This window comes from Streptomyces sp. 1114.5, from assembly GCF_003635085.1.
Taxonomy (GTDB): Bacteria; Actinomycetota; Actinomycetes; order Streptomycetales; family Streptomycetaceae; genus Kitasatospora.
Genome location: NZ_RBXE01000001.1, coordinates 4,974,872 through 4,987,224, shown reverse-complemented (window position 1 = coordinate 4,987,224; position 12,353 = coordinate 4,974,872). Strand labels below are relative to the sequence as shown.

At 71.0% G+C, this 12,353-nt stretch carries 9 protein-coding genes and 1 pseudogene; all 10 read right to left on the bottom strand.

Annotation, left to right across the window (positions count from 1 at the left end; genetic code table 11):
• Positions 1-369: 369 nt before the first annotated feature.
• The 10 genes and pseudogenes from BX285_RS22060 to BX285_RS22020 all read right to left on the bottom strand — a co-directional run bounded on the left by BX285_RS22060 (position 370) and on the right by BX285_RS22020 (position 12,348).
• Positions 370-1,242: a phenylalanine 4-monooxygenase gene (locus BX285_RS22060; RefSeq protein ID WP_121176692.1), complete on the bottom strand. Its 873-nt coding sequence runs from the start codon at positions 1,240-1,242 to the stop codon at positions 370-372.
• A 98-nt stretch (positions 1,243-1,340) separates the two neighbouring features.
• Positions 1,341-1,466, bottom strand: a complete 126-nt coding sequence (locus BX285_RS38540; protein WP_259470747.1) for a hypothetical protein — start codon at positions 1,464-1,466, stop codon at positions 1,341-1,343.
• 247 nt (positions 1,467-1,713) lie between these two features.
• On the bottom strand, positions 1,714-2,508 hold the full coding sequence (locus BX285_RS22055; RefSeq protein ID WP_121176689.1) for an SGNH/GDSL hydrolase family protein: 795 nt from the start codon (positions 2,506-2,508) through the stop codon (positions 1,714-1,716).
• A complete protein-coding gene (locus BX285_RS22050; protein ID WP_097239566.1) occupies positions 2,505-2,906 on the bottom strand; it encodes a nuclear transport factor 2 family protein in 402 nt (133 codons plus the stop codon). The genes BX285_RS22055 and BX285_RS22050 overlap by 4 nt, the downstream gene beginning before the upstream one ends.
• A 183-nt stretch (positions 2,907-3,089) precedes the next feature.
• A pseudogene (locus tag BX285_RS39270) lies at positions 3,090-4,654 on the bottom strand (alpha-L-arabinofuranosidase B).
• Between the two features lie 180 nt (positions 4,655-4,834).
• Complete coding sequence (locus BX285_RS22040) at positions 4,835-6,385, bottom strand: alpha-L-arabinofuranosidase B (RefSeq protein ID WP_183107133.1); 1,551 nt, start codon at positions 6,383-6,385, stop codon at positions 4,835-4,837.
• Between the two features lie 310 nt (positions 6,386-6,695).
• The gene (locus BX285_RS22035) at positions 6,696-8,549 is read right to left on the bottom strand and encodes an RICIN domain-containing protein (protein ID WP_121176687.1); all 1,854 of its coding nucleotides are present in this window, start codon (positions 8,547-8,549) and stop codon (positions 6,696-6,698) included.
• A 75-nt stretch (positions 8,550-8,624) separates the two neighbouring features.
• A complete protein-coding gene (locus tag BX285_RS22030; RefSeq protein WP_121176684.1) occupies positions 8,625-10,370 on the bottom strand; it encodes an amylo-alpha-1,6-glucosidase in 1,746 nt (581 codons plus the stop codon).
• A gap of 122 nt (positions 10,371-10,492) precedes the next feature.
• Positions 10,493-11,314 (bottom strand): carbohydrate ABC transporter permease, encoded by an 822-nt coding sequence (locus tag BX285_RS22025; protein WP_121176682.1) that lies wholly within the window; start codon positions 11,312-11,314, stop codon positions 10,493-10,495.
• The gene (locus BX285_RS22020) at positions 11,311-12,348 is read right to left on the bottom strand and encodes a carbohydrate ABC transporter permease (protein ID WP_183107132.1); all 1,038 of its coding nucleotides are present in this window, start codon (positions 12,346-12,348) and stop codon (positions 11,311-11,313) included. The genes BX285_RS22025 and BX285_RS22020 overlap by 4 nt, the downstream gene beginning before the upstream one ends.
• Positions 12,349-12,353 lie beyond the last annotated feature (5 nt).

Here is a 12,353-nt window from a genome sequence, read left to right as displayed (position 1 = left end):
GCACCTTGCTCTGGAGTGACTGTCCGGCCCTGCCCGGGCCATCGCCGTGACGAGCGTGGCCCCGCCCGACCAAGGCCCGGGGATCGAGGCGTATCTGTGCACCGGCGAGAACGTGACCCACGGCCATGCGGCGATGCAGATGCCCGCCGCCATGCCCACGGACATGGACATGGGGCCCACGGCCCGCTCGGTGTTCAGCCCACCGGCACGGGCCGGACCGCGGGCGGGGACAGCTCCGGAGCCCCGGGAGGAACGGGGACGGGCGCGAACCTCGCGTCCTGCTGCGCCTGGAGTTCCTTCTTCCGCTCGGGGCTGGTGGAGGGCAGACGCTGCTCCTCGCGGGGTGCGCACCCGGGCTCGGCTGAGGTGTCAGGATCGATTCGTGCGCCGGAGGGGTGCGCTGTCGTCGTCGAGCCGGTCCAGGAAGCCGGCCAGGACGTCGGTGACCTCCTCCAGGCTGCGGGCGCTGAAGAGCACCGGCTGATAGCCGGAGATGGTGTACTCGGTGGCGAGCACGGCGTCGATGTCGAGCGGGCGGATGCGGCAGCGGTGGAGCTGACGCATCTCGCCGTAGGAGGAGAGCAGGGCCGCGCCGTAGGCCCTGGGCCTGCCGTGCTCCTCAAGTACCCCGTACTCCAGGGTGAACCAGTACACGTCGCTGATCATCTGCAGCACGTCCGGATTGTCGATCCGCATCGCCGCCCGCCCGACAAGCCGGTACAGGTCGGCGAACCGCGGGTCCGCGAGATGGATGCCGTGGCCGAGGACGTCGTGGATGACATCGGGCTCCGGCGTGAACAACGGCACCGCCGGGTGGCGGACGAACTGCACCGCGTGGAAGTACCCGTGGGCCATGGAACCGAGGAACCGCCTGTTGGCGACCACACCCCCCGCCAGGGTGAAGTCGAAGCCGGTCAGGGCCCGCAGGCGCGCACCGACCTCCGTGTGCTGCGGGATCCGGTCGGCCGGGAGCGGGGCCCGCTCCCTGGCCTCCAGAGCCGCCCGGCAAGCGTGCTCGGCCTGCGCCGCCCACACCGCCCGGTGAACCCTGCGCCACGTCTGGTGCTCGGCCGGGCTGTAGGCGACCGGCGGCGACGGGTTGCCCACCCTGTGGTCGCGAGCCGGCGCGGCGATCGCCTGCCGGCGCCGTAGGTAGGCCGGATCGGCGAACCCCGGATGCACCGAGGCCGCGCCGAGCCGACCGTCGGCCGCGATCGGGGTACGGAACTGATTGTCGGTCACGAACCGATGCTGCCACCGACGAGCACCGGTGAAGCGGGCACACGGCGGTGGGCCTTCGCGTCGGATCCAACCGCTGCGGGCCCGGGTGTGTCCTCGATTCAGCCGCCGTCGGTGGTGAGGGGGATGCGCAGGCTGACCCGGTAGCCGCCTTCGGCGGTCGGGCCGGACTCAAGGGTGCCGTGCAGGATCTCGGCGCGCCGTTGGTCGAGCTGGCAGCCACCCAACTGCTGACCCCGGCCGCCCGCTGACCCGACAAGCCGTACGCAGGGCCGCGTGGTGCTGTTCCGGCACCGTGCGGCCCTGCGTCGCTTGCGGGATCAGTCGACCAGGCCGTCGCTGCCACGGCCATCGTCATCACCAAGGAAACACCAGGGAGTTCCTCATGACCTGCTTCGTCGACCCCTCGCACGGCGCCGGCACCACGGGGGGGCCGGCTCAGGGGCCGGTCTGACGGCCTTTGGGGGCGGCCGCTCAGGGCGCCGGGCGGGGCGCCCCGACGGTCCGCAGTTCCGGGCGCTTCGCGACCCTTCCGTCGCCGGAGGAGCGCCCGCGCAGGCGGCGCATCAGCCACGGTCCGAGGAAGGTGCCGATCCAGGCGGCCTCCTGGGCGGCTCGCCGAGGGAGCCCCGCTGCCGGGAGCGGTGGCAGCGGCTCGGCCCACCCGCGGTCGCTGCCGGGCAGCGCGAGCGTGTCGGCCGCCGCGGCGGCGATCCCGGCGTGGCCGAGCGGGCTGGCGTGCAGCCGGTCCGCGCTCCACATGCGCGGATCGGTCGTCACCTCGTGCGGGAAGAAGTCGACGACCGCGACGCCGCGGTGGTCGGCCGTGGCCCGGATGCGCGCGTTGAGGTCCAGGAGCCGGGGTCGCAGCCCGCGGGCCAGTGGCGCGATCCGGCCGATGTCGGGGAAGGTGAAGGTGAGCACCCGCGCCCCGGTGGCCGTGAAGGCGGCGAACATCGCGTCCAGCTCCGCCACCACCTCGCCCGCGTCGAAGCCCGGCCGCATCAGGTCGTTCATCCCGGCGACCACGGTGACCAGGTCCGGTCGCAGCGCGGGGGCAGGGGCGAGCTGTTCGGCCCGCACCTGGCCGGCGAGTCGGCCGCGCACGGCGAGGTTGGCGTAGAGCAGGCCGGGTTCGTGCCCGGCGATCGTCTCGGCCAATCGGTCCGCCCAGCCGCGCCATCCGGCCGCCTCGTCACCGTCGCCCAGGCCCTCGGTCTGGCTGTCCCCGACCGCGACGTAGCGGCGGAATCCCGTGGTCGCGATCATGCCACGGACCCACCCAGCGCCTCGGCGGTGATCCGCTCGAACTGCGCCCCCATCGCCGCGGCGAGCGCCTGCGCGCCGGAGAGGGGGCGGACCATCACCGTCAACTCGTCGATCAGGCCGTCCTCGTCGACGTGGAGGAAGTCGCAGCCGTGCACCTCGCGACCGTCGACGGTGGCCTTGAAGACGAACGCGTGGTCGCGGCCGCCGTCGTCGTTGATCTCGCGGACGTAGTGGAAGTCCTCGAAGACCCGTCCGGCACCGCGCAGGATCGCGGCGGTCATGGCCTTGCCCGGGTAGGGCTTGAAGACGACGGGGCTGGTGAAGACGACGTCCTCGGCCAGGAGGGCCTCGATGGCGTCGTGGTCGCCGGCCTCGACGGCTACGCGGAAGGGGTGCACGTGGGCTCCATAGTCAACAAATTGAATAGCTCCTGCGTGAGCCTAGTCGCGCGATCCGGGCGATGTCGAGGATGCACCGAGGCGCCGACCTCTGCTCGCCGCGCCGGCCCGCCACCCGAGCGCGCCCACCCCGGCCGGCCCATGGGGGGCCGCGCTGCCCACGACCGCGGGTGTCCCAGTGGCTCACCCCCAGGGCTGGGCGACCAGCCAGCTGGTGTCGGCGGCCCAGCTGGCACTGCTGTCCCAGCTGTTGGAGCCGCCGTTGCTCGCGATGTAGGCCGTGTGGTTGTAGTGCCGGAGGTACTTCGTCGGGAAGTTGACGGACTGGAAGGAGGTGCCGGTCCCGCTGTTGCCCGTGGTGGGGCAGAACGTGGCGTCCTTCGCGAACGAGCTGTTGCCGGTGTCCGCGTTCAGGTAGAGCTGGTAGTTGGAGTGGTGCAGGAACTGCCCGGGGTTGTTGGCGGACTCGAAGGACAGGCAGGAGCTGTTGGCCAGGCCGGCGCGGACGATCCAGGTGGCGTCGGCCTTGTCGGTGGCGGAGCTGGAGGAGTTCGTGCCGGAGATGACGACCTTGTTGTCGGCGTCGTCGTGGCGCAGGTAGTGCGAGGTGCAGCAGGGCGCGGTGGTGGCCTGCAGGGAGATCCGGGAGCCGGGGGTCAGCGTGCCGGTGCCGGTCGAGCCGCTGTGGTAACCGGCGGCGGTGATGTTGGCCTGGACGGCGTTCTCGGTGGCGTCCGAGGGGTAACCGGAGGTCATGACGCCCTCGTAGAAGGTGCCGGCGCCGGTGTTGCTGTTGTCACCGCCGATGCCGAGGATGATCGCGCCCTGCTTCTTCATCGGGTTGTAGCCGCCGGCGGTGGGGCGTGTGCCGTTGTAGAAGGTGGACAGGCCGCCCGACTGGGCGTCGCCCCCGCGCAGGGCCCACTGGTTCGGGCCGCCCTTGAGCATGGCGGTCAGGAACCGGTTGGTGACGGTGGGGTCGTTGGCGTTGAAGCCGCGGTTGACCCGGAGAACAGGCCGTTCTCCAGGTCGGCCATGACCCAGGGACCGTTGCCGCTGCCCCAGCCCCAGCCCTTGCTGGTGCCGAAGTAGAGGGCCTCCATGGTGCCGTTGCCGTCATCGTTGCCGGTCGTCTCGGCGTTGCCGTAGTCGAAGCAGCAGCCGCCGTTGACGTGCGTGCCGTCGAGGATGGCGTACATGCCCTCGGGCTGGTCGCCGGTCGCGATGCCGTTGGTGTGGTTGTTCCGGTAGCCCGTCCCGGGGGCGACGTAGACGCCGTACGCCTTGTGCCCGCCGACGGTGACCGGCGCCTCGACGGCGTTGGCCAGGTTGTCGTTCCCGCCGTCGGCTGGCCCGGGCCAGTGGCCCCTGAGCGCCTGGGTGAGGTGGTTGCCCTTGCCGGACTGGTCGTAGAGGACGGTGATGACGCAACTGGTGCCGGCACAGAAGGAGTCCTGCGCGGCGGCGTCGGCGTAGCCGCCGGTGCTCAGCAGGCCGATGTCCCTGGTCGCGTTGTCGGAGGCGCGCCTGACCTGGTACAGCGGTCCGTTGTACGCCCCGTACAGGGCCCGGGTGGTGCTGTGCGCGGCCACGCACGGCGTGCCACCGGCGCGGTAGAGGTCGCACGGCCCCTGGGTGGCCGCCTGCGACGTCCCGGCCGCGGCGGTGAGCAGGCCGGCGGCGAGCACGGTGGTGGTGCCGGCCGCCAGGAACGCCCGTCGCAGGCGCCGCATCCACGGTTTGATCATGAGGAGCTCCTTCACGGGGTGGGTGAGGTGAGCGTGGACGAACGTCCCGGTGTCCGGCCGTGCGGGCGGCGCGGGTGGCCCGGACGTCACCGGGACGCTGCGGCTTCGGCCTTGTTCGGCACGGGCCCGGCAGGAGACCCGGCACCAGGCCCGGCAGGGGACCCGGCGCGGGGCTGCCGGTCAGCTCCAGGGGGCGGCCGCGAGCCAGGTGGTGTCCTGGGCCCAGGACGACGGGTTGTCCCAGGCGTCGGCACCGCCGTCGCTCGCGAGGTAGCCGGCGAGGCGGTAGTGGCGGACGTACTTGGCCGGGTAGTTGAAGGACTGGAGCGAGTACCCCGTGCCGCCGTTTCCGGGCTGGGCGCAGAAGGTGGCGTCGGCGGCGAACTGGCTGGTGCCGGCGTTCGGCTGGAGGTGGAGCTGGAACGCGTAGTGCCTGAGGTAGCTGCCGGGTGTGTCGGCCGACTCGAAGGAGACGCAGCCGCTGTTCGCCAGGCCGGCCCGGACGATCCAGGTCGCGCTGCCCTTGTCGGTGGCGGAACTGGCGGAGGTCACCGGCGCGATCACCACCTTGTCGTCGCTGGTGTCGTGCCGCAGGTAGTCGCCGGTGCAGCAGGTGGTGGTGGCCCGGAGCGACACCTTCGCGCCGGGGGTGAAGGGGATGGTGGTGCGGTAGCCGGCCGCGGCGATGTTGGCCTGGACCGCGGTGTCGGTGGCGTCCGAGGGGTAGCCCTTGACCATGGCGCCCTCGTAGAAGGTGCCCGCGCTCGCGTTGCGGTTGGTCTGGCAGCAGTCGCCGCCACTGCCGAGGATGACGGCGCCCTGCTTGTGCATCGGGCTCCATCCGCTGGGCAGTGAGCCGCTGTAGAGCTGGGTCAGGCCCCCGGACTGGGCGTCGGCGCCCTTGAGTGCCAGCCGGGTGGTGCCGTCGTTCTTGAGCATCGCGGTGACGAAGCGACTGGTCTGCGAAACCTGGCCGGGGTTCCACGCCTTGCTGCCACCGGAGAACAGGCCGTTCTCCAGGTCCGCCTGCACCCACGGTCCGGTGCCGGTGCAGCCGCCGAACCAGCACTCCGTGCCGAAGTTGATCGCGTCCATGGCGCCGTTGCCGTCGGCCTTGTGGTCGATCTCCGTGTTGCCGTAGTCGAAGCAACAGCCGTTGTTGACGTGGGTGCCGCTGGTGACCATGTACTCGCCCTCGGGCGCGCTGCCGGTCGGCACTCCCCCGGCGGCGCTGTAGGCGAAGTAGCTGTTGCCGGGGTTGATGTAGAGCGCGTACGCCTTGTGGCCGCCGACGCTCAGCGCTTCCGTGTTCGCGACGGCCGCCGTGTCGGCGCCGCCGGTCCCGCCGGTCCCCTGGTAGACCAGGGTGTTGCCGTCACCGGTCTGGTCGTAGACGCGGGTGATGGTGCAGGTGGTGCCCGCGCAGAAGGAGTCCTGCGCCGCGGCGTCGGCAACGCCTCCGGCGGACAGCACCCGGACGTCCTGCAGCGTGCCGTCCGAGGCCCGCCGTACCTGGTACAGCGGGCCGTTGTACGCGCCGTACAGGGCCCGGGTGGTGCTGTGCGCCGCAACGCACGGCGTTCCGCCGGCGGCGTAGACGTCGCACGGGCCCTGGGTGGCGGCCCCGGAGGCGGTGACCGCGCCGGTGAGCAGGCCGGCGACGAGCAGAGCGGTCGTTCCGGCTGCCAGCAGCGCCCGCCGGGCGCGGCGCAGCCACGATGGTGTGGTCATGAACGAACTCCTTCGCGGGTGGGGGGAAGGAAGAACGCGTCCAATATTGTTAGCGCTAACAATTTATGGCCGAAAAGGCGGCATGCAGGGCGACGATGACACCCCTGCCGTGCTGCGCCGACCATCACTATGGCCAGGAGCCGAGACACCGTCAAGGCTTCGCACTGTTAACGCTCACATGAAGACCCGCCCGTCGGGTAGCCGGCCCGTCGGGCAGCCGGCCCGCCGAGTGCCGCAGCCGAACGCGTGGGAGCCCGGCCGGGCCCCTCCCCCGGCCGGGCTCACACGTGCACGGGTCAGGCCAGGGCGGTCAGGCCTTACCGGTCAGACGCCAGATCTGGTTCTTCTTGGTGCTCAGCACGCTCGCGGGGTCGCAGGTCCACTGGTGGACGAGGGCTCCCGCCGCGGTCGAGACCCCGCTGACGTCGACGCACTTGCCGCTGTGCACCGCGACGAGCTGGTAGTCCTGGCTGCTGCCCAGCGCGGTGACCGGCTGCAGCGTGAACATCTGGTTCGTCCCGCCGCTGCAGGTCCACTGGATGACGGCGGCTCCGTCGGTCGTGGAAGCTCCCGAGACGTCCAGGCACTTGCCGCTGTACTCGTCGACCACGGTGTAGGTGTTCGCCCTGCCGGCGACCGGCTTGAGGTCCAGCATCTGCTGGTAGCCGCCCTCGCAGAGGTACTGCTGGTACTGCGTGGCGTCGGTGGTGCTGAGGTTGGTGTCGTCCAGGCACTGGCCGCTGTGCTGTGCCACCGCGACGGTGGAGACGGTCGTGTTGGACGGTGGCAGCAGCGTGACGGTGTAGCCGTCCGCGGCGTCCGTCCACGGCACGCTCACCGAGGCCGAGTTGTCGGCCACGGTCAGCGTCCGGTCGGAGACCGTCACCGGCCCCGTCACCGCGCCGCCGCCGTTGTTCGGTATGCGCTGGACGACCGCGCGCACCCGGCCGTTCTCCACCACCGAGGTGGTGTCGAGGCGGTTGAGGTTGAGGGTGACGTTGCCGGTGTTGCCGTTGTCGCCCAGCAGGATCTTCGCGTTGCGCGCGGTGTTGTCCTTGGTCGCCAGCCCGTCGGTGTTGGTACCGGGCGTGAGGTTCACGATGTTTCCGGTCTGGGAGCCGTAGTACCGGTAGAGGAACCACTCGCCCTTCGGCAGGTACTGACCGGAGCTGTTCTTGGTGAGCAGGTTGGCCGCGTAGTCGTGCAGGCCGGGGCCCCCTCCCCAGTTGGAGCGCAGGCCGTCGGCGCCGGCCCGCTCCAGGCGGCTGATGAACCAGCCGCCGCCACCGGGGTTCTGCTGCTCCAGCCCGGCGTACTCGTTGATCTGGTACGGGCGGGAGTTGGTCAGGCCCGCGGCGGCGAGGGTCGCGTTGGCGTTGCCGACGGCCGGAACGGGGTCGTGCGGGATGGCGTGCCAACTGTAGATGTCAGGGGCGGAGTTGGTGGCCTTCACGTGGTTCAGGTAGGCGGTCCACCAGGTATTGGACGCAGCGGGCGGATTCGCCGTGCTGGGGCCGACGATGAGCTGCCCGGGGAGGTTGGCCCGCACGGCGGCGTGGAACCGCGACCACATCTGCAGGTACTGGCTCTGGGACCGGCCCCAGAAGCCGCTGAGGTCCGGCTCGTTCCACAGGTCCCACTCCACCGTCATGTTGTTGGCCTTGACGTCGGAGATCAGCTGGTTGACGAAGTTGTCGAACTGCGTCCAGTTGCCGTTGTCGCCGGGGAAGCCCTGGCTGGTGGTGCCGTCGGCGCCCCACAGGTCGTGCGGCAGGATGACGAACGTGCCGCCGAGGGCGACGGTGCGCCTGTACTGGGCGAGGGTGGCGTTCCAGCGGGTCTGGTAGTCGGCGAGGCTGGTGGCGTAGCCGCCACCGTTGAGCTGCGCGCCGCCGGCCCGCTCGAAGTGCCACTTGATGTCCTTGAAGAAGTGGTCCGGCGGCTGCGAGCCGTCGGGGGTCAGCCCGTAGATCATGCCCGAGGCACGGTAGTTGGGGGCGCCCCCGGCGGCGGAGAAGTCGACGGCGACGGCGGTGTCGGCGGCCGGTGACGGCGCGGCGGACACCAGGTTCGCGGCCAGTGCGGCCAGCAGGACGGCGACGGTCGAAGCGGCTCGTCGTCCGGTGCGGGTCGTCGGCCTCGGAGGTGTGGTGGGTGACCTCATGGTGCGGCTCCTCTGGATGGGAGTGCGGTGAAGGTGCCGGGACCGGAGCGGTCCCGGAGCTGCGGAGGCGGCCGGTCAGCGGCTGTCGCGGTGTGCGTGTGCCTCGGCGAGGAGGAGGTAGCTGCTGGCGGTCCAGGTGTAGGCGCGGTCACGCAGGCCTTCGCCGGTGAGGGCGTCGAAGTTCTCGGCGAAGCCGGAGTTCTCGCACAGGGCGCGGAAGCGGGCACTGATCTCGTCGGCCAGGTCCACGTGCCCCGCGCGGCGCAGGCCGTCCTCGATCAGGACGGTGGCGGGTGCCCAGATCGGTCCGCGCCAGTAGCCGTCGGACTGGTAGTGGGGTGAGTCGGGCCGCTCGGTGGCCGGCCCGTGGGCGGTCAGATGGGTCTCGATGTGGGCGGCCAGCCGGGTGCTGATCCCGGTGGGCAGGTGCTCGCCGAGGACGACGGGCATCAGGTCCAACAGGCTCAGGCTGGTGGTGCCCGCGCCGGTGTGCGGGGACCGGGCCTGGAAGCGTTCGCCCGTCCACAGTTCCCGGATGACGGCGGCCTGGAGGGCTTCTGCCGAGTGCGCCCAGGCGGCGGCTTCGTCGGCACGGTCGAGCTCGGTGGCCAGATCGGCGAGTTCACGCAGCTGCAGGATCAGGAAGGCGGAGAGGTCGGCGGTGATCCGCAGGCGTCCGGGGTCGAAGGTGGTGGCGTTGTCCCAGCCGCTGTCGTTGCCGTGCTGGTAGTGCGGCAGCGTCTGGCCGGGAGCGCGCCTGGAATCGAGCCAGAACCTGGTCCACCGTTCGAGGCGGTGGTACACCTCGCTGAGTTCGGTGCGGCTCGGCGGGCGCGGCAGGCGTCCTCGCAGGTGGCGCAGGGCCCAGCCGTGGATGGGGGGTTTGACGAAGTTGTGGAGGATCTCGGAGTGGGTCACGGAGTCGGGCAGTGCGCCGCTCTCGTCCTGGTGGTCGAACATGATCCGGAACTGGTCCCACGCCAGCTCCGGCGCTCCGGGGGCCAGGGCGAGGGCGTTGAAGCAGTGGTCCCAGCTCCAGACCTTGTCCATCCAGTGTTTGGACATCAGGACGGCGGGGCGTTGGAGGAACCCGGCCGGTGCCACCGTCGCGGACCACAGCACGTAGGCGGCGAGTTCGGCGGCCGGCGTGTCCGGGGTGCGCCAGGGAGTGACGGCATCGGCGAACTCGGTGAACACCCGGGCGGCCCGCTCGACCGCCCGCTCGTGCGTGTCCGACGGGACGTAGGGCGGTCGCGCGGTGTCGAGTTCCTCGACGGCCGCCTCCCACGGGAGGTCACCGTCGCCGGTCACCGTCAGCCCGCGGTCGGCCTCGCCGAGGGATTCGACACCGCGGACGTCCGTCGCCCTCCCGGCGAGCACGGTGATGCGGTAGCGACGGCCGGACTCGTAGGACGTGAAGACGTGGGAGCCGTCGAGCGGGTCCTGGTAGAAGTACGTGCCGCTGAACGGCGTGAGCCGGTCGGCCGAGGCGCAGATCCGCAGGCCCAGGCCGGTGCCGCGCAGCCGCAGGGTGTCGGCCGACTGGTAGGTCATCTCGATGTGCCCGTCCGGCCCGTCCGGCCCGGTCCAGGTCAGCTGCCCTGCGGTGGCGGTCCAGCGCGTCTCGACCCGCTCGCCGTGCGTGCCTGCGACGGGAACGAAGCGCAGGACGGGGTGCATGCCGTTCTGGTGGGAGACCAGGTGCAGGTCCCGGGAGCGGACGTGCTCGGAGGTCACGGGTGAGACGCCGAACCAGGAGCCGTGGCTGCTGAAGGGGATGTGGTGGATGTTGAAGGCCGGGCCGGTCGGGGCGTCGGTCATCGCAAGCTGCTCGTTTCTGGTGAGGGGCGCGTTCTGCCGGCCGTGCGGCGGCCGTGCGGCGGGCCGGGTTCGCGGATCTGCCGACGGGCCGGGCTTCCGGGGACGGGAGGTACCGGCCGGCATCAGTCCTTGACGGCTCCGGCGGTGACGCCGGCGGCGACGTGGCGCTGGGCCAGGACGAGGATCACTGCGGTGGGGATCGAGGCGACCACGGCGGTGGCCATGATGGCGTTCCACTGCTGGTTGTTGTTGCCGATGTAGTGGTAGATCCCCAGCGTGATCGGCTGGTGGGCGCCCCCGCCGTCCAGGGTGCCGGCGAAGACGAAGTCGGACCAGGACCAGAGGAACGCGAACAAGGAGACGGTGACGACCGCGTTGCGGCTCATCGGCAGGACGATCGACCAGAAGGTCCGCACGGCTCCCGCGCCGTCGGTCCGGGCGGCCTGCAGCAGTTCACCCGGGATGCCGTCCATGAACGCCGTGAAGATCAGCACGGCGAACGGGACGGCGATCGTGGAGTCGGCGACGATCAGGCCCGGCACCGATTGCAGCAGCCCGAACGTGAGGTAGATGGTGTAGAAGCCCATCGCCATGATGATGCCGGGGACCATCTGCGCGGCCAGCAGGACGAAGCCGAGGACGCCGCCGCCTCGCGGGCGCAGCTTGGCCAGCGCGTAGCCGGCCGGTGCGGCGAGGGCCACGGTGAGCCCGACGGTACCGAGGGCGATGACCAGACTGGTGCCCAGATAGGGCAGTTGCTGGTCCAGGACCGCCCGGTAGCCCGCCAGCGTGCCGTGGAGCGGGAACCAGTCCGGCGGGGACTTGCGCATGTCCTGGTCGCGGGTGAAGGAGACGTTCAGCATCCAGTAGACCGGGAACAGCATCAGTGCGGTGAGCAGGACGCCGATCGCGGTCTTCCACCAGGAGGTGTGTCGTCTGGTCATGACTCCTGCTGCTTTCGCTGGACGCGGATGTAGACCATGCCGAAGAACAGGGCGATCAGGACCAGCAGGTTTCCGACGGCGGCACCGTGGCCGAAGGCCGGCAGCGCGTTCCCGAAGCCGAGGCGGTAGGACCAGGTCGCCAGCGTGGTGGAGGAGTCGACCGGGCCGCCCCTGGTCATGATCCAGATGATGTCGAAGACCTTGAGGGTGTAGATCAGACCCAGGAGCAGGGTGATCGCCGATACCGGGCGCAGCAGCGGGAAGGTGACGTGCCGGAAGCGCTGCCAGGCGTTCGCCCCGTCCAGGGCGGCGGCCTCGTAGAGGGCGGCCGGAATGCTCTGCAGACCGCTGTACAGGACCACCAGGTTGAACGGGATCCCGATCCAGATGTTCGCGATCACCACCGACGCCAGGGACCAGCTCGGGGAGGTGAGCCAGTTGACCGGACCGATGCCCACCGCGTGCAGGGCGGCGTTGACGACGCCGGAGCCGCTGTTGAGCATCCACGACCAGGTGGAGGCGGACACGATCAGCGGCAGTAGCCAGGGCACCAGGAACAGGGCGCGCAGCGTGGCCGCCAGGCGGAACTGCTGGGTGAAGAAGACCGCGAGGGCCAGACCGATCCCGTACTGCAGCAGCAGACTGGCGGCGGTGAACACCACCGTGTGCGTCAGCGCGGGCAGGAACGTGGGGTCGTCCAGGACCGCGCGGTAGTTCGCCAGTCCGGTGAAGGGGGCATCGCCGTTCACGAACGAGCGCACCGTGTAGTTGCGCAGGCTCAGGTCGATGTTGCGGTAGAGGGGGTAGGCGTAGAACACGCCGAGGTAGATCACCACCGGGGTCAGGAATCCCCAGGCGGCCCACTGCTGGGACCGGGAGCGGGACCTGGTGCGTTCGGTACCGGGGCGTTCGGTACCGGGGCGTCCGGTGCCGGTGCGTTCGTTGCCGGTGCGCCCGCGGGGTGGCACCGCGGTGGCCGGCCCGGCCCCGTCGCGCACGGAGCGGGCCACCGGTGTCTGCGCTGTGTCGTTCATGGGCG

Coding starts and splice junctions, on each gene's coding strand:
- BX285_RS22020 (WP_183107132.1), bottom strand. CDS start 12,348: ATGAACGACACAGCGCAGACACCGGTGGCCCGCTCCGTGCGCGACGGG.
- BX285_RS22040 (WP_183107133.1), bottom strand. CDS start 6,385: ATGACCACACCATCGTGGCTGCGCCGCGCCCGGCGGGCGCTGCTGGCA.
- BX285_RS22030 (WP_121176684.1), bottom strand. CDS start 10,370: ATGACCGACGCCCCGACCGGCCCGGCCTTCAACATCCACCACATCCCC.
- BX285_RS22025 (WP_121176682.1), bottom strand. CDS start 11,314: ATGACCAGACGACACACCTCCTGGTGGAAGACCGCGATCGGCGTCCTG.
- BX285_RS22035 (WP_121176687.1), bottom strand. CDS start 8,549: ATGAGGTCACCCACCACACCTCCGAGGCCGACGACCCGCACCGGACGA.
- BX285_RS22055 (WP_121176689.1), bottom strand. CDS start 2,508: ATGATCGCGACCACGGGATTCCGCCGCTACGTCGCGGTCGGGGACAGC.